This window comes from Polaribacter sp. Asnod1-A03, assembly GCF_045063585.1.
Lineage (GTDB): Bacteria > Bacteroidota > Bacteroidia > Flavobacteriales > Flavobacteriaceae > Polaribacter.
Genome location: NZ_JBEFOE010000009.1, coordinates 3229854 through 3253929, shown reverse-complemented (window position 1 = coordinate 3253929; position 24076 = coordinate 3229854). Strand labels below are relative to the sequence as shown.

The 24076-nt window shown below is 30.5% G+C and carries 23 protein-coding genes; 11 read left to right on the top strand and 12 right to left on the bottom strand.

Features of this window, described 5'->3' with window-relative positions:
- Positions 1-18 precede the first annotated feature (18 nt).
- On the top strand, positions 19-1068 hold the full coding sequence (gene thiL, locus ACJJVY_RS14530) for a thiamine-phosphate kinase (protein ID WP_405610310.1): 1050 nt from the start codon (positions 19-21) through the stop codon (positions 1066-1068).
- 68 nt (positions 1069-1136) lie between these two features.
- On the opposite strand, the gene ACJJVY_RS14525 is transcribed toward thiL, so the two are convergent.
- The gene (locus ACJJVY_RS14525; RefSeq protein ID WP_405610307.1) at positions 1137-1916 is read right to left on the bottom strand and encodes an alpha/beta fold hydrolase; all 780 of its coding nucleotides are present in this window, start codon (positions 1914-1916) and stop codon (positions 1137-1139) included.
- A 92-nt stretch (positions 1917-2008) separates the two neighbouring features.
- Here ACJJVY_RS14525 and ACJJVY_RS14520 point away from each other — a divergent pair, with 92 nt between their 5' ends.
- Entirely contained in the window at positions 2009-3559 is a 1551-nt protein-coding gene (locus tag ACJJVY_RS14520; RefSeq protein ID WP_405610304.1) for a serine hydrolase, read from the top strand.
- Position 3560: 1 nt separating this feature from the next.
- Complete coding sequence (gene brnQ, locus ACJJVY_RS14515; RefSeq protein WP_405610301.1) at positions 3561-4826, top strand: branched-chain amino acid transport system II carrier protein; 1266 nt, start codon at positions 3561-3563, stop codon at positions 4824-4826.
- Between the two features lie 128 nt (positions 4827-4954).
- Here brnQ and ACJJVY_RS14510 read toward each other — a convergent pair whose 3' ends face one another.
- From ACJJVY_RS14510 to ACJJVY_RS14500, 3 genes are all read right to left on the bottom strand, one after another.
- A complete protein-coding gene (locus ACJJVY_RS14510; RefSeq protein ID WP_405610298.1) occupies positions 4955-5755 on the bottom strand; it encodes a DJ-1/PfpI family protein in 801 nt (266 codons plus the stop codon).
- Between the two features lie 7 nt (positions 5756-5762).
- Positions 5763-6251: a RidA family protein gene (locus ACJJVY_RS14505; protein ID WP_405610295.1), complete on the bottom strand. Its 489-nt coding sequence runs from the start codon at positions 6249-6251 to the stop codon at positions 5763-5765.
- Between the two features lie 88 nt (positions 6252-6339).
- Positions 6340-6915, bottom strand: coding sequence for a Crp/Fnr family transcriptional regulator (locus ACJJVY_RS14500; protein ID WP_405610292.1), 576 nt, complete (start codon positions 6913-6915; stop codon positions 6340-6342).
- Positions 6916-7082: 167 nt separating this feature from the next.
- Here ACJJVY_RS14500 and ACJJVY_RS14495 point away from each other — a divergent pair, with 167 nt between their 5' ends.
- Entirely contained in the window at positions 7083-7331 is a 249-nt protein-coding gene (locus tag ACJJVY_RS14495) for a hypothetical protein (RefSeq protein WP_405610289.1), read from the top strand.
- Positions 7332-7617: 286 nt separating this feature from the next.
- Here ACJJVY_RS14495 and ACJJVY_RS14490 read toward each other — a convergent pair whose 3' ends face one another.
- The 4 genes from ACJJVY_RS14490 to ACJJVY_RS14475 form a co-directional block, all read right to left on the bottom strand.
- Positions 7618-7989 carry a rhodanese-like domain-containing protein gene (locus ACJJVY_RS14490; protein ID WP_405610286.1) on the bottom strand — a complete coding sequence of 124 codons (372 nt, stop codon included), beginning with the start codon at positions 7987-7989 and terminating at the stop codon, positions 7618-7620.
- Positions 7986-8288, bottom strand: coding sequence for a DUF3817 domain-containing protein (locus tag ACJJVY_RS14485; protein WP_405610283.1), 303 nt, complete (start codon positions 8286-8288; stop codon positions 7986-7988). The genes ACJJVY_RS14490 and ACJJVY_RS14485 overlap by 4 nt, the downstream gene beginning before the upstream one ends.
- Entirely contained in the window at positions 8289-8753 is a 465-nt protein-coding gene (locus tag ACJJVY_RS14480) for a hypothetical protein (protein ID WP_405610280.1), read from the bottom strand.
- A gap of 70 nt (positions 8754-8823) precedes the next feature.
- A complete protein-coding gene (locus ACJJVY_RS14475; protein ID WP_405610277.1) occupies positions 8824-9738 on the bottom strand; it encodes a helix-turn-helix domain-containing protein in 915 nt (304 codons plus the stop codon).
- Between the two features lie 181 nt (positions 9739-9919).
- On the opposite strand from ACJJVY_RS14475, the gene ACJJVY_RS14470 reads away from it, so the two are divergent.
- From ACJJVY_RS14470 to ACJJVY_RS14445, 6 genes are all read left to right on the top strand, one after another.
- Complete coding sequence (locus ACJJVY_RS14470; protein ID WP_405610274.1) at positions 9920-10759, top strand: helix-turn-helix domain-containing protein; 840 nt, start codon at positions 9920-9922, stop codon at positions 10757-10759.
- A gap of 520 nt (positions 10760-11279) precedes the next feature.
- Positions 11280-11594 (top strand): thioredoxin, encoded by a 315-nt coding sequence (trxA, locus tag ACJJVY_RS14465; protein ID WP_405610271.1) that lies wholly within the window; start codon positions 11280-11282, stop codon positions 11592-11594.
- 302 nt (positions 11595-11896) lie between these two features.
- Positions 11897-12445: a carboxymuconolactone decarboxylase family protein gene (locus ACJJVY_RS14460; RefSeq protein WP_405610268.1), complete on the top strand. Its 549-nt coding sequence runs from the start codon at positions 11897-11899 to the stop codon at positions 12443-12445.
- 35 nt (positions 12446-12480) lie between these two features.
- Entirely contained in the window at positions 12481-12837 is a 357-nt protein-coding gene (locus ACJJVY_RS14455) for a cupredoxin domain-containing protein (RefSeq protein ID WP_405610265.1), read from the top strand.
- 151 nt (positions 12838-12988) lie between these two features.
- Positions 12989-13768: an alpha/beta fold hydrolase gene (locus ACJJVY_RS14450; protein WP_405610262.1), complete on the top strand. Its 780-nt coding sequence runs from the start codon at positions 12989-12991 to the stop codon at positions 13766-13768.
- A 79-nt stretch (positions 13769-13847) separates the two neighbouring features.
- On the top strand, positions 13848-14852 hold the full coding sequence (locus tag ACJJVY_RS14445; protein ID WP_405610259.1) for a sugar kinase: 1005 nt from the start codon (positions 13848-13850) through the stop codon (positions 14850-14852).
- A 70-nt stretch (positions 14853-14922) separates the two neighbouring features.
- On the opposite strand, the gene ACJJVY_RS14440 is transcribed toward ACJJVY_RS14445, so the two are convergent.
- Both ACJJVY_RS14440 and ACJJVY_RS14435 read right to left on the bottom strand, forming a co-directional pair.
- Positions 14923-16212 (bottom strand): aminopeptidase P family protein, encoded by a 1290-nt coding sequence (locus ACJJVY_RS14440; protein WP_405610256.1) that lies wholly within the window; start codon positions 16210-16212, stop codon positions 14923-14925.
- Between the two features lie 226 nt (positions 16213-16438).
- Positions 16439-17764 (bottom strand): DEAD/DEAH box helicase, encoded by a 1326-nt coding sequence (locus ACJJVY_RS14435; protein ID WP_405610253.1) that lies wholly within the window; start codon positions 17762-17764, stop codon positions 16439-16441.
- A gap of 163 nt (positions 17765-17927) precedes the next feature.
- Between ACJJVY_RS14435 and ACJJVY_RS14430 the strand changes: the two genes are divergently transcribed.
- On the top strand, positions 17928-20756 hold the full coding sequence (locus ACJJVY_RS14430; RefSeq protein ID WP_405610250.1) for a glycosyl hydrolase: 2829 nt from the start codon (positions 17928-17930) through the stop codon (positions 20754-20756).
- A 59-nt stretch (positions 20757-20815) separates the two neighbouring features.
- Here the strand turns inward: ACJJVY_RS14430 and ACJJVY_RS14425 are convergent, their stop codons facing one another.
- Positions 20816-21739, bottom strand: a complete 924-nt coding sequence (locus ACJJVY_RS14425) for an ABC transporter ATP-binding protein (protein WP_405610247.1) — start codon at positions 21737-21739, stop codon at positions 20816-20818.
- Between the two features lie 166 nt (positions 21740-21905).
- On the bottom strand, positions 21906-23984 hold the full coding sequence (locus ACJJVY_RS14420; RefSeq protein ID WP_405610244.1) for a M13 family metallopeptidase: 2079 nt from the start codon (positions 23982-23984) through the stop codon (positions 21906-21908).
- Positions 23985-24076 lie beyond the last annotated feature (92 nt).

Here is a 24076-nt window from a genome sequence, read left to right as displayed (position 1 = left end):
TGTAACTATCTTTGCAAAATGTTAGAAGATAAGAATACAGAAAAAACATCGTTAGCCCAACTAGGTGAGTTTGGTTTAATCAATCATATTACACAATATTTTAAAATCAATAATCCATCTACAATTAAAGCTGTTGGAGATGATGCTGCGGTTTTAGATGCATCAGAAAAACAAACTTTAGTAACTACAGATTTGTTGGTAGAAGGAGTGCATTTTGATTTAAGTTATATGCCGTTAAAGCATTTAGGTTACAAAGCCGTAATGGTTAATTTATCGGATGTGTATGCAATGAATGGAGTTGCAGAACAAATTACCGTTTCTATTGCAGTTTCTAATCGTTTTCCTTTAGAAGCAATTGAAGAATTGTATGCCGGAATTCAGTTAGCTTGTGAAACTTACAATGTAGATTTAATTGGTGGAGACACGACTTCATCAACCAAAGGAATTTTAATTTCTGTAACTGCTATTGGTAAGGTTGATAAAGGAGAAGCTGTTTATAGAAACACCGCAAAAGAAACTGATTTAATTGTGGTTTCTGGAGATTTAGGAGCTGCTTATTTAGGTTTACAGGTTTTAGAAAGAGAAAAACAAGTTTTTAAAGTAGACCCAAATAATCAACCAGATTTAGATAATTACACGTATTTAATTGAACGTCAATTAAAACCTGAAGCACGTAAAGATATTGCTGGTTTGTTAAAAGAGTTAGAGGTAAAACCAACTTCTATGATTGATATTTCTGATGGACTTTCATCAGAACTTTTTCATATTTGTACACAGAGTAAAGTTGGTTGTAAAATTTATGAAGATAAATTGCCTTTAGATCCTCAAGTAATTTCTACATCAGAAGAATTTGATATGGATTCTACGATGATTGCTTTAAGTGGAGGAGAAGATTACGAATTACTTTTTACATTACCAATTGCAGATTTTGATAAAATAAAAGGGAATCCTAATTTTTCTGTTATCGGTCATGTTACTCCAGAAAACCAAGGTTTAAGTTTAGTTACAAGATCTGGTCAAGAAATGGAATTAAAAGCACAAGGCTGGAATCCTTTAAAAGGAGAATAAAGATATTTTATAAAAGGTGAAAAGGCGCAAGTTTTAAATTTGCGCTTTTTGGTTTTATAAAGTTTATTTTAGCACTTTTTTACAAAATCTTTTAAAATGGTAATTAATTCGTCTTTGTTTTCTATGTGCGTCATATGTCCGCAAGGTAAAACAACAAAATCAGAATTAGTTTCTTTGGCTTCTTTAATAGAATTTTGATAGTTTAAAACCGGATCTTTTTCGCCAATAATTAATAATTTTTTAAAAGTACTATTTTTTAAAAAAAAGGTTGAATCTGGGCGGTTTTTCATACCTTCTTGTGCTGCAATATAACCTTGTAAAGAAGTTTTTAGTGCTTCGGTTTTTACTTTGGAAATTTCCTCTTTAAATTTTGCTGAATTTTTTTGGTAAAACAAATTTGAAACAGACATGTTTACCATATTTTCAAAATTATTTTGAACTAATTTATTTGCTCTAATTCTTATTTTTTTACGTTCTTCAGAATCTTTATAAGAAGTTGAATTTAATAAGCACAAACCCTTTATATTATTAGAATTAATTTTGGAAATAGATAAAGAAATATACCCTCCTAAAGAATGGCCAACCAAAATATATTTTCTAATTTTTAAATTCTTTAAGACAAAATTAATTGTTTCAGAAAATAATTCCATAGAATGGATGTAGCCCAAACAATCAGACTGTCCATGACCTAACAAATCCAAAGTAATTACTCTGTTTCTCTTAATTAATTCTGGAGTAATTTTATCCCACATGGAGGCATTTTCTAAAAAACCATGAATTAGAATAATTGCAGTTCCTTTTCCTTGATCTGTATAAAAAATATTAGCGTTTTTGTAATTTAAAATCATGCGAACAAAGATACTGTTTGATTCGTTTTTTGAAATCTAAAATATGATAAAGTATTTACTATATTTGGTGTAAATTCAACACAATACATCTTATGTTTTTTAAAAAAGTAACACTTCTTGTCCTTTTCGTTATTTCATCAAATTTACATGCACAAATATCAGAAAAGAAACTCGATCATTTAGTAAAAGAAACGTTGTCAACTTTTGATGTTCCGGGTATTTCTGTAGGAATTTTAAAAGACGGAGAAATCGTGTATGCGAAAGGTCACGGAGTTCGTTCTTTATCCAACAAAAAAGACATGAATGACAATACTTTGGTTGGTGTTGCTTCTAATAGTAAGGGTTTTACCTGTTTTGCTTTGGCAATGATGGTAAATGCAGGAAAATTAAATTGGGATGATAAAGTAAGAAAATACATTCCAGAATTTCAAATGCACGATGCTTGGGTAACAGAAAATTTTACGGTTAGAGATTTGGTTACACACAGAAGTGGTTTGGGTTTAGGTTCTGGCGATTTAATGTTTTTTCCTGAAGGAAATGATTTTACGGTAAGAGATGTTATCAATAATGTAAAATATTTAGCGCCTCAAAGTAAATTTAGAACCGATTTTAAATATAATAACAACATGTTTATTATTGCGGGTGAAGTTTTAAAACGTGTTAGCGGACTTTCTTGGGAAGAATTTATTGAAACTAAAATTATGAAACCTGTTGGAATGACGAGTAGTAAAGCATCTTACAACAGAGTTACAAACAGAACAAATATTATTGATGCGCATACAAGAGCAGACGGAAAAGTAATTCAAATTCCGCATGATTGGAGCGAAACAGCAAACGCAGCTGGCGGAATTATGAGTAACGTAAATGACATGCTTACTTGGGCCAACTTTTTAATGAATGATGCCGTTACTAAAAATGGAAAACGTTTGTTAAGTGAAACTCAATTTCATGAACTTTGGCAGTTACAAACGCCTTTAAAAGTGGCTAAAAACGATCCTTATAATTCAAATTTTAGAGGTTACGGTTTAGGTTGGTTTTTAACGGATGTAAAAGGCGGACACAAACAAGTATATCATACAGGAGGATTAATTGGTACCGTAACGCAATTTACGATGATTCCAGATTTAGATTTAGGGATTATTGTGTTAACAAATCAAATGAATGGAAACGCTTTTAACACCATTACAAATACCATTAAAGATGCTTATTTAGGATATAAAAATAGAGATTGGCTAAAAGATTACGGAACAAAAAACGCCAATTTTTTAAAATATAATGATAGTATAAAAGCAAGTGTTTTTAGTAAAGTTGCATTAGCTAAAGCTGATAAAAGTTTGCCAAATCCAAAACAGATTGTGGGTACTTATAAAGATGATTGGTTTGGAAATATCATTATTACTCATAACGGAACTAAATACACTATAAAAAGCGAACGTTCTTCTACCTTAGTTGGTGAGTTGTTGCCATATAACCAAACAACTTATGTTGCAAAATGGAACAACAGAAGTTATGATGCGGATGTTTTTGTACAATTTTCTTTTGATGAAACAGGAAATGCTACTGGTGCAAAAATGAAATTTATAGCACCAATTACAGATTTTAGTTTCGATTTTCATGATTTAGATCTTAAAAAAGTAAACTAATTTGAACAAAACAAAAGAAATTTGGATAGCGGGTTTTGCACTTTTTTCGCTTTTTTTTGGAGCAGGAAATTTAATTTTACCGCCAACTTTAGGGGGTAAATCGGGTGCAGATTGGTGGATTGTTGTTTTAGGTTTTATTTTAACCGCAATCGTGATTCCTATTTTTTCCATTTTTGCACACGCAAGATTACAAGGTACTTTGTACGATTTTGGTAAAAAAGTTTCTCCGGTTTTTAGCACCATCTTTTGTTTTTTAATATACATTATTGCAGCTGCAATTCCAGGTCCAAGAACTGCAGCAGTTACACATGAAATGGCAATTCAGCCGTTTTTTGATACACCGCCAATTTTAACAAGTATTATTTACTTTAGTTTGGTGTTTATTTTTGCGGTAAATCGTTCAAAAATTATCAGTTTAATCGGTAAATTTTTAACGCCAATTATAGTTACAATTCTATTAGTTATTATTGCAATTGCTACATTTACTTCTCCAGGAACTGTAAATCCATCAACCTTTAAAAATCCTTTTATAGATGGAGTTTTAGAAGGATATCAAACTTTTGATGCCATTGCTGGTGTTGTTGTTGGTGCGGTAATTATTATTTCTTTAGACTTGCGCGGTCACACTACTTTTAATGCTAAAAAAGAGTTGGTTACCAAAGCAGGAATTATCTCTGGAGTTGGTTTGTTATTAATTTACGGAGGCTTAATTTTAAGTGGTTCTTTATTCTCTTCAACTTTTGCAGAAAATGCTTCTAGAATCGAAGTTTTATCAGGTTTAAGCACACAAACTTTAGGAAACTTGGGCACCACATTTTTAAGTGTTTTGGTAGCTTTGGCTTGTTTTACAACGGCTGTTGGTATTGTTACAGGAACAGCAGATTATATAAAAGGAATTTGCAACGATTCTAAAATTGCCTATATAATTACAGCTACAACTGGCTCAATTGTAGGAATTATTGTTGGTAGTTATAATGTTGGTTTTATTATAGATGTTGCTGTGCCAGCATTAATGTTTGTGTATCCAATAACTATTGTATTGATTTTACTAAATGTTGTGCCAGAAAAATACGCTTCTAAATTGGTTTTTAGAGGAGTTGTAATTGTTACGTTTATTTTTAGTATTCCAGATTTTTTAGGATTTATTATTCCAAGAGAAAATTTAACCGGAATTAAAAGCATTATTCCTTTAGCAGAACACAGTTTGGGTTGGGTAATTCCTGCCTTGTTGGTTTTTATTGGGTTGAATTTGAGGAAAGTTTGCTAACAATTAGTATATAAAAAGTAGCGGATTTAACTCACCTGATTTTCGATAGGTAAGATAATTAATTAAAAGAAAAAACGGTTTAAGGCATCACGCCTAAACCGCTATTTTATATATTATTATGTGGCGCTTTATCTTTTCATTGTTTCTAAATATCCTGTTAACGCTTCTAAATAAAGGATGTTAAAAGCGCTACTTGAAAATGGATTCTGACTCGTAACCAAATATCTATCCTTTATAGCAAAGCTAGCTTTTGGCAAACCGCTTCTGTATTTCAACCCTAATTTTCTTAGTTGTTTGGCTATTTTCCTGTTTTTTGGTTTTCCTTTCATTATAAATTTTTCAATTACAAATTCTTCAAAAGGTGATACAGCATTAACTTTATATCCAAGGTATGGGTTTTCTTCTTCTGTAATTGTCAAAATAAGGATAGGAGCGTGACAAATAAGTCCAGTTGGTTTGTTTGCTCTTGCAAAATGTTTTAAAAGAATAGGAATATTTTTATCTTCTATTAAATCTATCATTAAACCTTGTCCACCCGGAATAATAATTCCTACATAATTACTTTGGTTTTCAATTGCATTTTCAAGTGTAATGGGATTATTATATAAACTGTCTTTTTCTATAAATGCTACGGCTTCATTCTTAACTTCTAATAGTTCTTTCCAATATTTATTGTTAATACTTTCTTCATCAATCGTTGCTACAATACCATTTGGTGTGGCAAATTCCACACTATACCCATTTTCAGAAACAGATTTATATGCCAAATAAAATTCATTTAAAAAGACTCCTGTTTGTCGTAGTTTTTGTCCTTTATTCAGTTCTAAAGTGTCTGCTGCGCTCAAAACAAAAAGAATTTTTTTGTTTTGAGCTGAAAGTGAAGTGTTCGTAATCATTGTAATTGTTATAATTAAAATTAGTTTTTTCATTTTAAGATTATTTAGCTGCGATAATTTCGATTTCTATCTGGCAATTTGGTGCCGTAGCTAATAAAGGTAGAGGGACAATTGTACTGGCAGGAAAGTCTTTTACTCTCCATTCTTTAGATGCTACATCTATAAGAATCTGTTTTTTTTCGAGTGTAAAATCTACAATATAAACAGTTTGTTTCACCACATCATCTAATGATAATCCGGCCGTTTCTAGTGCTGTTTTAACATTAGAAACAGTCTGTTTAACTTGTTCTTCAAAATCTTCTGAAACCAATTTACCTTCTATATTTGAAGCCCATTGACCTGAGAAATAATACATTTCTTTCCCTGCTGGAACTTTAACAACATGAGAGAAGCCATTGTATTTAGGATTGAATAATCCTTTTGGATTAATAAAACTGTTTTTTTCTTGAGCCATACTATTATTTTTTTGAGTGTTTAAGTTTTCTGATTTCGTGCACGAAAACAATATTGACAATATTGCAAACGACATTATTTTTCCTATCATTATTTTAGTGGTTTAATTATGATACAAAGGAAGTACACATAAGATTTGTATACATTTACATATGTCGATAAAATTAGCTCTTGTTATTTTTGGTTCTAATTCGACTTAGTTGTGTTGGTGTTATACCAAGGTATGAGGCAATATGATATTGAGGAATTAATTGTTCTAATTGAGGATGTTCTTTTTGAAAAATAGCATATCGTTTGTTTGCTTCTAACAATACAATTTCTACTTCTCTTTTTTCTTTGTCAACAAAATAGTTTTCAGCAATTTTTCTTAAAAGTCTTTCTAAATCTTGATGTTTATCTAATAAATCAGTTAATTTTCTATAGTTTCCTATTAGTAAATCACAATCAGTTAATGCTTGCTGATTTATAGTATTAGGTAGTTGTGTAACCAAAGAAGAATAACCACCGATCATATTGTTTTTCGTGAAGAAATGTTTGTTATATTCTACTCCTTCATTATTACGATAGAATGCTCTAACAACACCTTGTTTAAGAAAACCAAAGTTTTTAGCTACTTCACCTTCTTTTAAAAAAAACTCACCTTTTTTTAATGAATGCTCTGTAAAAAGATTTTTTATTTCATTCCAAGTATTTTCTTGAATAGGAGAAATAGTATTAAGAAAATTATAGAGGTCTTTCAAATTAGATTTCGTATTTTTTTAATGACACATAATTTAAGACGATTTTATTTTCTATGACTTAAAATCGGTGTTAGCGAAGTTATTCTAAAATGAGTTTATGAACAAAATAAATTATTAAGATAAGTTTCCACAATTTTTTACGACCAACAAACAAAACAGTATAAAAATTGGCAGTACAAGACATTACCAAGTATTCTTTTAAAGACACTTTTTCTGTAAGTACCGTAGCTTTTGAAAAAGCTTGTACTATAGAGCATTCTGTACAACAAAATGTCTATTCTATTTATTGGATTCAAGAAGGAAAAGGAACCTATAACATCGATTTTGAAAGCTATACTTTTGAAGATAATGTGCTGTTTTTTTTATCATCAGGACAAGTTTTTACGGTAGATTCAGAGCAAATAAAAACCGAATAGAAAATCTGCTAGGATTTTGTAAGTAAGCTGGAAAGTAATAAATTAAATACATTGTTACCCACTGGATTTATTCTAATTCCTCGCAATGAAAATCGAATACTTTGAATAAGAAAATAATTAAATTAGGGATACTTTCCTTCATCTCAATTCTAAAAATATGGTCACAATCCTCAAGGTCAAAATTCCATTTTGAAAATGGAAAAAGTTTGTCAATATATGGTTTTAACTCCTGAATTTCTATTTCAGTATTTACAGAGGTTTTAAATACATAAATCATTCCTTCAAGCTATATTTTTTCAATTATGGTCTCTAAGTCAGACATCGAACCACCATTAAAAACTTTTTTAAAACCTTTATCTTTTAAAATGTTTTTTACCTCCACACTACTCAATCCGTGTGAGCAATATGTAATATATGTTTTGGTTGAATCTAATTCAATATAACGTTCTCTCATTGTCCCCAAAGAAATATTTATCGAACCTTCAATATGACTTTTTCTATATTCACTAACTGTTCTCACATCAAGAATAATAGCACCTTTTGTAATCTTTTTTCTTAAACCTTTGTCTATAGTATTGTAGCGATAAATTCTATTGAAGACAAAGAACAACATTATAACTGCGAGAAAAACACTGATTATTATATAAACTGTTTTCATAATTTACTTAAAATTTTATAATCAATATAAAAAGTTCCAAATGGTATAAGGCATGCAATTAACACTTTCCAGGTGGTGGTTTTAAATTTCCAATTGTACTCTGTACCTACACTTATGGTGTTAAAGATGAATAATAAGAACAATAAACCGTGAATTGAACCTAAAACTGAAGATATTGAGGTTATTCCGTATATGCTTTTGAGCGGTATTGACACAAAAACTAAGATTAACAAGGAAAAGCCTTCTAAAAATGCGAGCAAACGCAATCTGCCTAAACTTGAATTGAAAAATTGTTTCATTTAAAATGTTCTTAAAAGTGGTCTAATAGCCAAAGGAGAAAATGGCCAAGGAATTGCAACAAAGATTATAATTAATGCAACTAAAAAGTAAGTTAACATTGTTTTGAATTTTTCCAGATCTGTTTTCTTTCGTTTTGCTTTTGCTGAACCTATCGTAACAATAACAATTGCAGAAATCATCAGAAAAAAATGAAACAGTCCAAAAAATGTCAAATTCCAATTATGGATTAAGTTTTTAAAATCTGAAAAGTAATAGTTTACAATAGGACTTTTGATATATACAAGTATACCCAAACTAAGCTGAATATGAGCTATTGTTGCTGTGTAATGACGTACTTTATCATCTATTTTTGTAAAGTTGGATTGAGAACGAAACCCTTTGTACGCTCTAAAAATTGCATAGCATAAAGACAGAATGACCAACCACCTGAAGAGTGAATGCAATACAAGAACGGTAGAATACATAACCTTTAATTTTATTGTTGCAAAGATCGTAGGTTACGCTATGTTTTAAATAGAAGTATTTATTCCGTTGTTAGGACTTTTCAATCAAAATTCTAAAAGCCTTAGGTGAAACACCTTCACTTTTTTTAAAAAACCGTATAAAATAGGATACATCTAAATATCCCATTTCATAAGATATTTCACTAATAGATAACTTAGATTGATAGAGCAGGTATTTAATTTCTATGAGTTTAATTTCATTGATAATTTCGGATGCAGATTTAGAAGTGATTGCTCTTACTGATTTGTTTAAGTGGTTGGGACTTATGTTCATCAGTTTTGCAAAGTCAGCTACCTTTAGATTATCCTTTGCCTTTTCATTTGCTAGAATTCTAAATTGGGCGGTAATGTGATAAGGTGCATTCTGCTCAGGGTGATTTTTTAATCCGTAAAAGGTTTTCAATTCTGTTAATAATGCATAAAGGTAAGCGTGAACAATATCAGGATTGGTTTTTTCATTTCTTTTAAATTCGGTAGCTAACCTTTCAAATACATTGACAATGGTATTCTTTGAATTTTGATCGATTTGAACAATTGGATAATTACCGTTATTTAAAAAATGGAAATCAGTAACTAACGAACGATTTCCAAACTCTCTAACAAGTATATCAGGATGAAAATGACAGGTATAGCCTTTAACATTTTTAGAAATATCTTCTGTTGAAAATACGGCACCTGCTTGTATAACTAAGATATTGTTGGGTAAGATTGTATATTCTTTAAATCCAATTTTAGTTTTATATGAGCCTTCTGTGACAAAAATAAAAGTGTGACTTTCTTCCCTTGAAGGAGGTATTGGTTTAAAAACTCTTTCAATTAGTTCTTCAATTTTTAAACAAAAAAAATCTTCAACACTCTTTTCAAAAAGCTTATTAAGTTCCGGACTTGCGTTGAAGTATTCTTTTCTGAAATCTTCTGAGTTGTATGTTTTTATTTCAGACTTCACATTTTCTATTTTAGTGAGATATTTTTCTTAGCTTGTGCCTAAGTTAAGACGATTATGTGTTGTTTTAATGACTTATAATCGACAATAGCGAAGTTATTTTAAAATGAGTTTATAAACAAAATAAATTATTAAGATAAGTTTCCACAATTTTTTACGACCAACAAACAAAACAACATAAAAATTGGCAGTACAAGACATTGTAAAATATTCCTTTAAAGAAACCTTTTCCGTAAGCACTGTACAGTTTGAAAAAGCGTGTACTATAGACCATTCTGTACAACAAAATGCGTATTCTATTTATTGGATTCAAGAAGGAAAAGGAACCTATAACATCGATTTTGAAAGCTATACTTTTGAAGATAATGTGTTGTTTTTTTTATCACCAGGACAAGTTTTTACTGTAGATTCCGAGCAAATAAAAACTGCCTATAAACTTACCTTTGTAAGAGATTTTTACTGCATACAAACCCACGATACAGAAGTGGCGTGTAACGGAATTCTATTCAACAATATTTACGAAACTCCGTTTGTGAAACCTTGTAAAAAAGACACGGTAAAACTCAATTTTATTTTAGAAAGTTTAATCGAAGAATTCCAGCAAAACGAAACCGCGCAATACGATATGTTACAATCGTATTTAAAACAATTTATTATTTCTGCAGTTCGTGTAAAAAAAGAAAATCATGTTATAAAAGAAGACACAGAAACCCGTCTTTTTAAAGATTTTAGTTTGTTGGTAGAACAGAATTTTAAAACCATGCACGCTGTAACCGATTACGCAAATAGATTAGGCCTTTCGCCAAAATCGATTACCAAACACTTTCAGAAATTAGGCGCAAAAACACCCTCAGATTTTATTAAAAATCGTATTTTGTTAGAAGCAAAACGCTTGCTTATTTACACAGATAAAACGGTAAAAGAAATTGCTTTCGATCTTGGTTTTAACGATCCTGCGTATTTTACACGCTTCTTTACCAAAGCAATTTTAAAATCGCCACTTCAGTTTAAAAAGGAGTATTAGCTGTTTATATTTCACCTCAACTTCATTATAAGATTTCTCTTAAATACTAATTAACAGTGTTCATTTCGTTTTTTTTCATCCAGCTTTGTCATTTCGACCTTTTGAGAGAAATCTCATAAAGTTTGGTTGGTCTTGTATTATCACTGTTATGAGATTTCTCCTATTGTCGAAATGACAAGTCTGTGGTTTATTGTTCTAGCTTCACTCAATATTTTTTTAATTTACTTGGGCGTGCCCTTTCAGGTCAGGCTTTCGCAACTCGCTTTTTTTACTTTGTTTTCGATACAAATTTGTTCATCCTTCACAAATTCACTCAAACTAACAGTAAAAAAGAGCTCAAACAACTTGCTTTATCCTTCACGCGTGCTTATTTGCCAACTATTTTTTTCTTGTCCAAACAGTAGGAACTTTTGTCCATTTTTAAACTTGTGTTTGGGTTGCATCTTTGTAGTGTGTAACAAGAACAACACAATAATAAATTATTCATCCTGCGTTAGCAGCAACTAAAAAATAAGAAAAAATGGAAATTCAATTAGATCAAATAAACGTAAAAAATATCTTAGAAAATAACAGTAATGTATTGTTCGATTTTTATGCAGAATGGTGTGGACCTTGTCAAACTTTATTGCCAACAATACACAAATTAGCAGACGAATTAAAAGATGATGTAACCATCAAAAAAATAAATGTTGATGAATATCCAGAATTAGCTGCAAAATTTAATGTAAGAAATATACCAACTCTTATTTTCTTTAAAAACGGAGAACCTAAAGATAGACATACAGGTTTAATTACAGAAAGAAATTTAAGAAGTAAAATAGATAGACTAAAATAAGTACTGCAATCATCAAAAAAAAAGCAACTTTTTAAAGAGTCCAAATCAAAGGAACTTTTGTCCAATTTTTGAAGTCACTATCGGTTGCATCTTTGCAGTATCAAACAATAACAAGTAAAAATTATCAATTATGAAAACAATAGAAAACGCACATTGCCCAAATTGCTGGGGATATCAAACATATGATGAACAACATCCAGAACAACAATTTTGCGAATTAAAAGCGTAATAAAAAATAAGATTTAAAAATAGTAATAATTACAAGATGCTGAAACAAGTTTAGCACTAGAAAAATAGAAATTATGAGCACATTTAACGTACCAACAAAAAACGAAGTATCAGAAAATAATCAAGCAATCTTTAATCAATTAGAAAAAGGATTAGGTTTTGTACCCAACTTATATGCCTCTTTTGCACACAGTGAAACTGCATTAGGTAACTTTTTAGCAATAGGACAAGGTAAAACAAGTTTTTCTGCCAAAGAAAAAGAAGTAATCAATTTAGCGGTAAGTCAAGTAAACGAATGTGTTTATTGTTTATCTGCACACACGGCAATTGGTAAAATGAATGGCTTTACAGAAGATCAAATTTTAGAATTAAGAACAGGAAATGCTTCTTTTGATTCAAAACTAGATGCTTTATCAAAATTTGCAAAATCTGTAGCTATTAATAGAGGAGCTGCAACAGCAGAAACTGTAGAAAACTTTTATGCAGCAGGTTATACAAAAGGAAGTTTAGCAGATGCAATTTTATTAATTGGCGAAATTACAATTACCAACTATTTTCATAAAACAACAGAAGTTCCTGTAGATTTTCCGGTAGCACAATCATTAGAAATAGCAACAATATAATTAACAAATAGTACATAAATTAAACATTAGAAATTATGAGAAAATTAGTAGCAGTAGTAGTTTTAGTATTAGGTTTTGCATTTAACACAAATGCACAAGAAGTAAAAACAGTTTCTTTAGAACAAACAAAAGGAGAGTTTACTCAGAAACAAATTACATTATCTGAAGGAACTTATATTTTTGAAGTTGCAAACAACAATGTTGGTCATAATGTAGGTTTTGTTTTAGCGCCAAAAGCAGATGTAAAAGCACACATTAAAAATGCATATGTTACTGCACAAGTAAAAAATAACACCAAAGAAACTTCTAAAAAAGTAGCACTTAAAAAAGGAGAATATGTGTATTTCTGTCCTTTAAACCCAACACCACAATATACTTTAATAGTAGAATAATTTTTTTAATTCAAATGATGATTGGCGAGCAGAAATGTTCGCCTTTTTTTGTTTTTATGTAGATTATTTTAAATTATATAAGGACAATAAAAGGTGAAAAAAACAATCAAAATTAATTGTACTATTTTAGCATTCTAATTTTATATATATTTTGTTAAATTACTATTCATATCCGCATGCAACTTCTAAAGAATGGGTTACGTTTGTTCATGGAGCAGGAGGTAGCAGTTCTATTTGGTATAAGCAAGTAAGAGATTTTAAAAAACATTTTAATGTTTTAATTTTAGATTTAAGAGGTCATGGCAATAGTAAGCCAAAATTAAAAGACACGTTTAAAACAAAATATACTTTTGATTCTATTACGCATGATATTGTTGAGGTTATAGATCATTTAAAAATTAAAAAATCGCACTTTATAGGTATTTCTTTAGGTACAATTTTAATTAGAAATTTAGCAGAAAAAAGAGCAGACTTAGTACAAAGTATGATAATGGGAGGCGCAATTATAAAAATGAACTTTCGTTCTCAAGTATTAATGAAAGTGGGTAATATTTTTAAATCTGTTGTGCCGTATATGTTACTTTATAAGCTTTTTGCTTTTATAATAATGCCTAAGAAAAATCATAAAAAGTCTAGATCTTTGTTTGTAAACGAAGCAAAAAAATTATATCAAAAAGAGTTTTTACGTTGGTTTAAGTTAACATCAGAAATAAATCCGCTTCTAAGGTTTTTTAGAGCAAAAGACATAAAAATACCAACTTTATATATTATGGGTGCAGAAGATCATTTGTTTTTACCTTCTATACAAAATATTGTTTCTAAGCATATTACTTCTTCGTTATTTGTTGTTGATAATTGCGGACACGTAGTAAATGTAGACCAACCAGAAGTTTTTAATAAAAAAACTATCAATTTTATTACATCTTTATAAAATAATATAAATTTTTAATAATAAAACATTTATTTAATGATTTTTTATAAAGTATATTTGTTTTACAAAACAATTTCATATGAATCAGATAATTACTTTTGGCGAAGTTTTAATGAGGATTTCACCACGTGGTAACAAAAAATTTATCCAATCTAACAATGTTGAATTTTATTTTGGAGGTACAGAATTAAACGTAGGAATTTCTATTGCAAATTTCGGTGGTGATGTGAAGCATATATCCGTTATTTCTAATGATTTTATAGGAGACACAGCTATTTCTTATCTAAGAAAGTTTGATGTTAGTACTTCTGCAATTGTGCGATCAAATAGACCTTTAGGTGTTTATTTTTTAGAAGTAGGTGCAGTAATGAGACCAAGTTCTATTTCTTACAATAGATCTCATTCTTCTTTCTCTGAAATTCAACCAGAAATGGTAGATTGGGAAAAGGCTTTAAAAAAAGGGAAATGGTTTCATTGGACAGGTATTACACCTGCACTTTGTAAAGGAGGTTATGAAACTTTAAAAGAGGGATTAATTCTTGCGCAAAAAAAAGGAATGTCTATTTCTGCTGATCCAACGTATAGAAGTGGTTTGTGGAAATGGGGAGGAAACCCAAGAGAAGTTTTATCTGAATTAGTTAGTTATTCTACTGTTTTTATTGGTGGAGTTAATGAAATGAATGAGCTTTTAGACACAAATTATTCGTTTTCTAACGAAGATTTCATTGAAGCAAGTAAAGAATTGATGGAAAAATTTCCGTCTATAGAAAAAGTATTCGATAAGATTAGAACTTCTATTAATTCTTCTTGGCACAAGATAAGAGCAAGAATGTGGAATGGTAAAGAGTTTAAAGAAACTCAAGATTTAGATATTACACATATTATTGATAGAATTGGTACAGGTGATGCTTTTGCTGCCGGAATAATACATGGTTTACAACATTTTGATGATTATAAAACGATGGAGTTTGGTAGTGCTGCTTGTGCTATAAAACACACCTATATGGGAGATGTAAATTATGCGAATGAAAGAGATGTTCTTAGCATTTTAGAGGGAAATACTACAGGAAGATTAAATAGATAATCTTATTAGAGAAATTATAAAAAAAGCGAGTTTTTTAAAAACTCGCTTTTTTTATAATTTAGATTGTAAATTAGTTCATTAAATCTTCAATTTCATCAGCTTCAATAGGTATGTTGCCCATTAAGTTAAAAGGTTCTCCTTTTTCTTGTGTAACAACATCATCTTCTAAACGGATACCAAAACCTTCTTCTGGAATATAAATTCCTGGTTCTACTGTAAATACCATATTTACTTCCATCGGTTTGTGTAATAAACCATAATCATGCGTATCTAAGCCCATATGATGAGAAGTACCGTGCATAAAATATTTTTTATATGCTGGCCAATCTTTGTCTTCATTTTGTACATCAGCTTTGTCTAATAAACCTAAACCTAGTAATTCAGAAGTCATAATTTTACCAACTTCAACATGATATTCTTTCCAAAAAGCACCGGGAACTAACATTTTTGTAGCTTCCTTTTTAACTCGATTTACAGCATTATAAACCTCTTTTTGTCTAGCAGAAAACTTACCAGAAACAGGTACAGTTCTAGATAAATCACTTTTATAATTAGCATATTCTGCAGCAATATCAAACAAGATTAAATCGCCAGTTTTACATTGTTGGTTGTTTTCTATATAATGTAAAACATTGGCGTTGTTTCCACTTGCAATAATTGGAGTATAAGCAAATCCTTTAGATCTATTTCTTATAAACTCGTGTAATAATTCTGCCTCAATTTCATATTCCCAAACTCCAGGTTTTATAAAAGGCAAAATTCTACGGAAACCTTTTTCTGTAATATTACATGCATGCTGAATTAAATCAATTTCAATTTGATCTTTAACAGAACGTAGTTTTTGTAAAATAGGGTTACTTTTAGCAACAGAATGTGCTGGATATTTAGCTAATAACCATTTTGTAAAACGATCTTCTCTAGTTTCTGTTTCTACATTTGCTCTATAATGCTCGTTGGTATTAATATAAAAAGTATCTGCATAAGTAGACATTTCAAACAATACTTTTTCTAAGTCTTGTAACCAATAAACAGTTTTAATTCCAGAGGTTTTAAAGGCAGCTTCTTTAGTTAATTTTTCCCCTTCCCAAACCGCAATATGATCATTAGTTTCTCTTACAAATAAAACTTCACGTAAGTCTTCATTAGGGCAATCAGGAAACAAAAATAAGACACTTTCTTCTTGGTCTACACCGCTTAAATAGAAAAGATCTCTATGTTGTTCAAAAGGCATTGTGCTATCTGCACTTATTGGGTAAATATCGTTAGAGTTAAAAATCGCGATACTATTTGCTTTCATTGCTGAAGCAAAATTTTTACGATTTTTTATAAATAATTTTGAATCTATTTTATCGTATTTCATACTGTAAAATTTATGTTGAAACACAAAGGTAGCAATATTTTTGTAGCAATTATTTTAATTACAGAACTTGTTTTTTTGGCGTTCGAGCGGGCTTTTCATTATATCTTTTTGCAAAAAAGCAAAAAGGATATCATTACAATCCCTAACGCAAGGTTAGTTACGGACAAAAAAAATCCTGCAAAGTTTTTGTGACTTTACAGGATAATAATGAATTATAAGTTCGTTTTTAGAAACGTTTCTTTTTAGGAGCTCCTGTTCTTCCTCTTCCAGAAGTAGAACCTGCAGGTTTATTTCCTTTAAAATGAGGTTTTTTCTTTGGTCTATCACCTTGTGAAGAACCACCACCAGAATTAGTCGGTCTTTTTTTCTTACCAAAAGAACCTTTACTTTGCGTTGCTGCTCTTTTTGGAGCTGCAGTATCTGTAGGTTCAAAACCTTCTACAATGTTAGATTTTAATTTTTCTTTTAGTAATTTTTCAATTTCGTTTTGGTACTCTGTTTCTTCGCTACAAACTAAAGAAATTGCTTCTCCAGCTGCTCCAGCTCTACCAGTTCTACCAATTCTATGTACATAATCTTCTGGTACATTTGGTAATTCAAAATTAATTACATGAGGTAATAAAGGAATATCTAAACCACGGGCAGCAATATCTGTAGCTACTAAAATTTTAATTGTATTGTCTTTAAAATTTTTTAGAGCTTTTGTTCTTGCTCCTTGACTTTTATTACCATGAATAGCAGCAGCAGAAATACCTGCTTTTATCAATTTTTCTGTTAACTTATTAGCTCCGTGTTTTGTTCTTGTAAAAACTAAAACCTGATTCCAATTTCCGTCTTTTATCAACTTAATCGTAAACTCAGTTTTTTTGCTTTTGTCAACCTTAAAAACTTTATGAGTTACTTTTTTTGCTGTAGAATTCTGTGGTTCTGCCTCTACAGAAACAGGATTGTTTAAAATACCTGAAGCTAATTTTTTGATTTCAGTAGAAAATGTTGCAGAAAACATTAGGTTCTGGCGTTTTGCAGGCATAAAACTAATTAACTTATTTAAGTCTCTTGCAAAGCCCATATCTAGCATTCTGTCTGCTTCATCCAAAATCAAAACATCAATTCTTTTAAAAGAAACTGCTTTTTGATCATGTAAATCTAACAATCTACCAGGTGTTGCTACTAAAATATCTACACCTTGTTTTAATGTTTTTATTTGTGAAGCTGCTTTTACGCCCCCAAAAACTACGGTAGATCTTATGTTTACGTATTTACTGTATTCTCTAACGTTGTCATAAACTTGTGCTGCTAATTCTCTTGTTGGTGTTAAAACCAATGCGCGTAAAGGTCTATATTTAGGGTGTTTAGTGTCTGCTAAATAATGCAAAACAGGTAATGTAAAACCTGCTGTTTTTCCTGTACCTGTCTGTGCAGAAGCTAAAATATCTTTACCTTCTAAAATATGTGGAATTGCTTTTTCTTGTATTGGTGATGGTTTGGTATATCCTTTCTCTTCAACTGCTTTTACGATTGCCGGAGATAAACCTAAATCTTTAAATGTCATAATAATAATTTTTGAAAGCAACTTTATGTAGTTGTTTCAGCCTGCAAAGATACGTCGTTTAAAATTGTAGTAGAATTTTCTTGTAAATCCTTTTTATGTTAATTTTTTTGATATTGATTTTACAAGTAGTAATTTCAGCTTTTCAAACCAAATTCAAACTCTTATGAAATCTATTTTTACTTTTTTATTACTCTGCCTTTCAGGAGCTTTAGTTGCGCAGTCGCCAACAAACTCAGATGTTATTCAACAATCTTTAGAGAAAAAATCTCAAATGATGCAATCTTCTTTGGTGAAGAATATTGAGTTTACAAATATTGGCCCAATAGTAATGAGTGGACGTGTTGTTGATATGGCTGTAAACCCAGATAATACAACAGAATTTTATGTTGGTTATGCTTCTGGAGGTTTGTTTTACACAAACAATAACGGAACAACACTTACACCAGTTTTAGACAATGCAGCAACTTTAAATATTGGAGACATTGCTGTAGATTGGCAAACCGGAACAATTTGGGTAGGTACAGGAGAAAATAACTCTTCTCGTTCTAGTTATGCTGGTATCGGAATTTTAAAATCTACAGATAAAGGACAAACTTGGACAAATGTTGGTTTGCCAGATACGCATCATATTGGTAGAATTTTAATCAATCCTAACAATGCTGATGAAGTAATTATCGGTGCAATTGGTCATTTATACTCTCCAAATGCAGAAAGAGGAATTTTTAAAACGACAGATGGCGGAAAAACATGGTCTAAAACATTATTTATTGATGAAAATACAGGGGTTATAGATGTAGCTTTTGCGCCAGAAAATTTTAATGTTATGTATGCCGCCTCTTGGGAAAGAGAACGTAAAGCATGGGATTTTGATGGAGACGGAGAAAATTCTGCCATTTATAAAAGTACAGATGCTGGTAATTCTTGGACAAAAATTGCTGATAAAAGCGGTTTTCCTACAGGAAGTGGTGTTGGTAGAATTGGTTTAGCTGTTTTTAATGAAAATACTGTTTATGCTTTGCATGACAGTCAATATAGAAGAAAAGCAAAAGGTAAAAAAGTAGCTTCTTATAATTTATCAAAAGAAGAATTTAACAAGTTAACTTCTGCAGAAGTATTAGCACTTAGAAACGAAACTTTAAATACGTATTTAAAAGAATATGGTTTTAGAGAAAAATTTAGAGCAGAAGGTGTAAAGCAATTATTAAGACCTGGCGGAATGAAACCAAAAGAATTAATGGCTTTTTTAGATGATGAAATGGCTGTAGCTTTTGAAGAGCCAGTAATTGGTGCAGAAGTTTTTAAAACGACTAACGGAGGTAAAACTTGGAAAAAAACACACACGAATTATTTAGACGGAATTTATAGTTCTTACGGATATTATTTTGGTGAAATTAGAGTGGATTTACAAGATGAAAACGGAATTTATATTTTAGGAGTTGGCATTATAAAATCTAAAGATGGTGGTAAAACATTTACTTCTATTAGTAAAGAAAATGTACACTCAGATCATCAAGCATTATGGGTAAATCCTAAAAAATCGGGTCATTTAGTAGAAGGTAATGATGGTGGTTTAAATATTTCTTATGATGATGGAGAAAACTGGATTAAGTTAAATAACTTTCCGGTTGGGCAGTTTTACTACGTAAATGTAGATAATGAAAAAAATTACAATGTTTATGGTGGTTTGCAAGATAACGGTGTTTGGTTTGGTCCAAATAATGCAAGCATAGATAAAAGATGGAAACAATCTGGTCAAAATCCTTTTAAATCTATAATGGGTGGAGACGGAATGCAAGTTCAGATTGATAATAGAAACTCTAATATTGTATATACAGGTTCTCAATTTGGTAGTTATTTTAGATTAGATTTAGAAACAGGTAGCAGAAAATACATTCAGCCAAAACCAGCTAAAAAAGCAAAACCATATCGTTTTAATTGGCAAACACCGATTCTTTTATCAGAACACAATCAAGATATTTTATATTTAGGAAGTAATAAATTACACCGTTCTTTAAATAAAGGTGATGATTGGGAAGAAATTTCTGAAGATTTAACACAAGGAGGAAAAAAAGGAAATGTTGCCTACGGAACGTTAACCACAATTTCTGAAAGTCCGTTTCAATTTGGTTTGATTTACACAGGTTCTGATGATGGAATTATCAGTTTAACAACTAACGGAGGTGGAAGTTGGACAAAGGTTTCTGATAATCTTCCACAAGATTTATGGGTTTCTAGAGTAATTGCATCAAAATTTAAAAAAGAACGTGTTTATGCAACTTTAAATGGGTATCGTTATGATGATTTTACACCATATATTTATATGTCTGATGATTTTGGAAAAACGTGGAAAAATATTGGTACATCAATACCAACTTCTGCAGTAAATGTAATAAAAGAAGATTCTGAAAACGAAAATATTTTATATGTTGGTACAGATAACGGTTTGTATATTTCTTTTGATAAAGGAACTTCTTGGCAAACGTTTAGTAAAAATTTACCAAATGTTGCGGTACACGATTTAGTGATACAGCCAACAGCAAAAGATTTAATTGTAGCAACGCACGGACGTAGTTTGTACAAAACAAATGTTGCAGCATTGCAAAAAATGACATCAGAGGTTTTAGCAAAATCTATAACACTTTTTGATGTAAATGATATTAGACAAAACAGAAGATGGGGAGTTTCTAGAAGTCCGTGGAGAACAGCAAGTACACCAGAAGTTGTAATTCCTTTTTATGCAAATTCTGATAAAAAATTAACAATTGATGTTTATGCTGAAGATGTAAAAATAAATTCAATTTCTGTTGATGGAACAAAAGGTTATAATGAAGCAATTTTTGATGTTTCCTTTTCTAAAAATGGCTTAAAAGACTACAAAAGAGTAAATAAAGAAGCAAAACTTAAGAAAGCAGGTAATGATGCATATTATTTACCAAAAGGTAAATACACTGTTAAAATTGGTGATGAAAAAAGTACGTTTGAAGTAAAATAAAAAGATTATAATTATAGTAAAAGCAGAAACCTATGTTTATTGGTTTCTGCTTTTTTTATTTATAGAAAATGTAGATTGATTATAGAACCTTCTACTAAATTAGAAGAGTGATTAAAAAAAACTTTTTGTTCATTAAAACCTGCTTCAATTAACCAATAAGAACCTTTAAAATAGGTATTTAAAACGGTTGCTTTTGTTTCTGATTTTTCAACAACTTTTATTTGATGTGGATAAAATAAAACGGTTTTATTGTTGATTATAATTTCGTTTACATCATCAAACAAAGCAGCAATGTATTTTTCTTTTGGATGCCTATAAATTTCTTTTGGATTATTGTTCTCTAAAATTTTATTGTCTTTGATGATAATTAGTTGGTCCGCAAAAGAAAGTGCATCGTCTTTATCATGAGTTGCAATAATACAAGCAATATTTTTCTTTTTTAAATAACTAAATAGTCTTCTGCGTAGAGAATTTTTCTTAAAGTTATCTATTTGGCCAAAAGGTTCGTCTAAAAGTAATAGTTGAGGTTCTTTTGCCAAAGCTCTAGCAATGGCAACACGTTGTTTTTGTCCGCCGCTTAAGTTTTTAACCTTTATATCTGCAAAAGCTTTCATTTCTATAACATCAAGTAACTCTTGTGTTCTAAGTTCACTTTCTTCTGGATAAAAACGAGATAAGAATTTTTTAATGTTTTCTGATACAGAAATGTATGGCATTAAATCAAAATCTTGTGCTACATATTTAAAGTTTTTAAAACCAGGAACTAAAAAATGTTCTGGACCTAAAATTTGGGTGTCTTTCCAAAATATTTTGCCTTTATTTAAATCCATTAAACCATAAATAATTTTTAAAAGTGTAGATTTCCCACAACCACTTTCTCCCATTACACAAAGGTGTTCTCCTTGTTGTAATGTAAAATTAAAATCGTTTAAAACAGGTTTGTTTTTATGATAAGAAAAAGAAATATTCTCGACTTTTAACATCTTACAAAAATAAGGTTTCTATTTAGAAAATAGTTCTAGATACATTTTTTTTCGTTCTTCAAAAAATTACTCGAAGAGATATAAAAAAACCGACACTTTCGCATCGGTTTTAATTTTAAAATATAATTTTCCACAAAGAGAATCATACAAAAAAGATCTGCTTACCTTACCAAATCCTTACTCTTTCTTCTGGTTTTAAATACATTTTATCGCCTTTTTTAACATCAAACGCTTCGTAAAAAGCATCTACGTTTTTAAGAGGCATGTAAGCTCTATACATTCCTGGAGAGTGTGTGTTTGTCATGATTAAGTTTTTAAGTGCTTCATCACGCATTTTTGTTCTCCAAATAGTTCCCCAAGAAAGGAAAAAACGTTGTTCTGGAGTATAACCATCAATATCTGCAGGTCTTCCATTTTTGTTTAAGAAAATTTGTAAACCTTCGTAAGCAGCTTGTACACCACCTAAATCTCCAATATTTTCTCCTAATGTATATTCTCCGTTTAAATGCATAGAATCTATTGCAATAATGTCTGAATATTGTTTTACTAATTGTTTACCAATTACAGCAAACTTTTCAGAATCTGTATCTGTCCACCAGTTTTTAAGGTTTCCATCACCATCAAAACGAGCACCAGAATCATCGAAACTATGAGAAATTTCGTGACCGATAACCGCTCCAATTCCACCATAATTTACAGCTTCATCGGCTTTATAATCATAAAAAGGAGGTTGTAAAATTGCAGCAGGAAAAACAATTTCATTATTTACAGGGTTAAAGTAAGCGTTTACAGTTTGTGGAGACATTCCCCATTCTGTTCTGTCTACTTCTTTACCTAATTTTGCCATGTTTTTGTTATAATTCCATTTTGTAACATTTATAGCGTTTTCAAAATAAGAACCACCTTCTTCTAAACCTTTAACTTGTAATTCAGAATAATCTTTCCAAACATCTGGGTATGCAATTTTAACAGTTAATTTGTGTAGTTTTTCTAAAGCTTTTTCTTTAGTAACTTCACTCATCCAAGGTAATTGTGCAATTCTTGCTTCGAAACCAAGCATAACATTGTCAATCATTTCCTTAGCTTTTTCTTTAGCTTCTGGTGGAAACATTTTTTCTACATATAATTTACCTAAAGCTTCTCCAACTGCACCGTTTAAGCTACCCAAAGCACGCTCATCTCTTGCGCGTTGTTTTTTAGCACCACGCATTTCTTTACTATAAAATTCCCAATTTGCAGTTTCTAAATCTGTAGATAAAGAACCTAAAGAACTATTAATAGTGTTCCAACGTAATAATAATTTAATGTCTTCTACAGAACGTTTTGTAAAAACAGTACTCATGGCTTTAAAGTAACCAGGATCTGTAACAATAACTCTGTCTACATCTCCAACACCAATTCCTTCTAAATGTGCTTTCCAATCTATTGCAGGTGCTAATTCTGTTAACTCTGCTACAGACATTGGGTTGTACATTTTACGAGTATCTCTACTCTCTTCTTTGGTCATCATTGGTTCTGCTAAGCTAGTTTCAAAAGCAACAATTGTAGCAGCATTTTTCTTAGCTGTAGCTTCATCGTCTCCAAATTCTTGAAACATTTTACCAACAAATTCTTGGTATTTAGCTAATTTATCTGCAACTTTTGCATCTACGTAGTAATCTCTAGACAAGCCTAAAGAACCACCACCCATATAACCTGCATATTGGCTACTGTTTTTTAAATCGTTATAAACACCAAAACCATAAAAACCACCACCACCATAAGGCGCCATATTTGTAATGTAGTTTTCTACATCTTTCTTAGTTTTAATCTCGTCTATTTTTGCTAAAAATGGCATAACTGGTGCTTTACCTTGTTGGTTTCTAGCAACAGTGTCCATTATTGTTTGGTAGTAATTTACTGCTTTCTCTTGATCTGAATCTATTTCATTTCCGTTTGCATCTTTTACTTTTGGAAAATTTCTTTCTTCAATAGCATTATTTAAAATCGTTAAAACATCTGCATCTGTCTTTTTACGAAGTTCATTAAAACCTCCCCAAGAAGTTTGATCGTCTGGTATTTCTGTTTTGTCTAACCAAGTTCCGTTAACGTGTCTAAAAAAATCGTCTGTAGGCTTTACAGATTTATCCATGTTTTCTACAACAATACCGGCAGGTTTCTCTTCTTTTGGTTTGTCTTGTTTACAAGCTACCATAGTTAAAGAAGCAACGGCAGATGCAAAAAATACTTTTTTAATTGTTTTCATTTTTTTTTTTGATTTAATTAACTTAATTAGTAACAAAAAGTATAATTTGTTACATGTTTTGGTTCTTAATTTTTTGATAATTTAATTATTAC

What these genes read in the sequence shown, in the direction of transcription:
- thiL (WP_405610310.1), top strand. Translation starts at nt 19, where the DNA reads ATGTTAGAAGATAAGAATACAGAAAAAACATCGTTAGCCCAACTAGGT.
- trxA (WP_405610271.1), top strand. Translation starts at nt 11,280, where the DNA reads ATGGAAATTCAATTAGATCAAATAAACGTAAAAAATATCTTAGAAAAT.
- ACJJVY_RS14425 (WP_405610247.1), bottom strand. Translation starts at nt 21,739, where the DNA reads ATGTTAAAAGTCGAGAATATTTCTTTTTCTTATCATAAAAACAAACCT.
- ACJJVY_RS14525 (WP_405610307.1), bottom strand. Translation starts at nt 1,916, where the DNA reads ATGATTTTAAATTACAAAAACGCTAATATTTTTTATACAGATCAAGGA.
- ACJJVY_RS14435 (WP_405610253.1), bottom strand. Translation starts at nt 17,764, where the DNA reads ATGACATTTAAAGATTTAGGTTTATCTCCGGCAATCGTAAAAGCAGTT.
- ACJJVY_RS14430 (WP_405610250.1), top strand. Translation starts at nt 17,928, where the DNA reads ATGAAATCTATTTTTACTTTTTTATTACTCTGCCTTTCAGGAGCTTTA.
- ACJJVY_RS14460 (WP_405610268.1), top strand. Translation starts at nt 11,897, where the DNA reads ATGAGCACATTTAACGTACCAACAAAAAACGAAGTATCAGAAAATAAT.
- ACJJVY_RS14490 (WP_405610286.1), bottom strand. Translation starts at nt 7,989, where the DNA reads ATGAAAACAGTTTATATAATAATCAGTGTTTTTCTCGCAGTTATAATG.
- ACJJVY_RS14455 (WP_405610265.1), top strand. Translation starts at nt 12,481, where the DNA reads ATGAGAAAATTAGTAGCAGTAGTAGTTTTAGTATTAGGTTTTGCATTT.
- ACJJVY_RS14520 (WP_405610304.1), top strand. Translation starts at nt 2,009, where the DNA reads ATGTTTTTTAAAAAAGTAACACTTCTTGTCCTTTTCGTTATTTCATCA.
- ACJJVY_RS14420 (WP_405610244.1), bottom strand. Translation starts at nt 23,984, where the DNA reads ATGAAAACAATTAAAAAAGTATTTTTTGCATCTGCCGTTGCTTCTTTA.
- ACJJVY_RS14510 (WP_405610298.1), bottom strand. Translation starts at nt 5,755, where the DNA reads ATGAAAAAACTAATTTTAATTATAACAATTACAATGATTACGAACACT.
- ACJJVY_RS14440 (WP_405610256.1), bottom strand. Translation starts at nt 16,212, where the DNA reads ATGAAATACGATAAAATAGATTCAAAATTATTTATAAAAAATCGTAAA.
- ACJJVY_RS14445 (WP_405610259.1), top strand. Translation starts at nt 13,848, where the DNA reads ATGAATCAGATAATTACTTTTGGCGAAGTTTTAATGAGGATTTCACCA.
- ACJJVY_RS14485 (WP_405610283.1), bottom strand. Translation starts at nt 8,288, where the DNA reads ATGAAACAATTTTTCAATTCAAGTTTAGGCAGATTGCGTTTGCTCGCA.
- ACJJVY_RS14480 (WP_405610280.1), bottom strand. Translation starts at nt 8,753, where the DNA reads ATGTATTCTACCGTTCTTGTATTGCATTCACTCTTCAGGTGGTTGGTC.
- ACJJVY_RS14505 (WP_405610295.1), bottom strand. Translation starts at nt 6,251, where the DNA reads ATGTCGTTTGCAATATTGTCAATATTGTTTTCGTGCACGAAATCAGAA.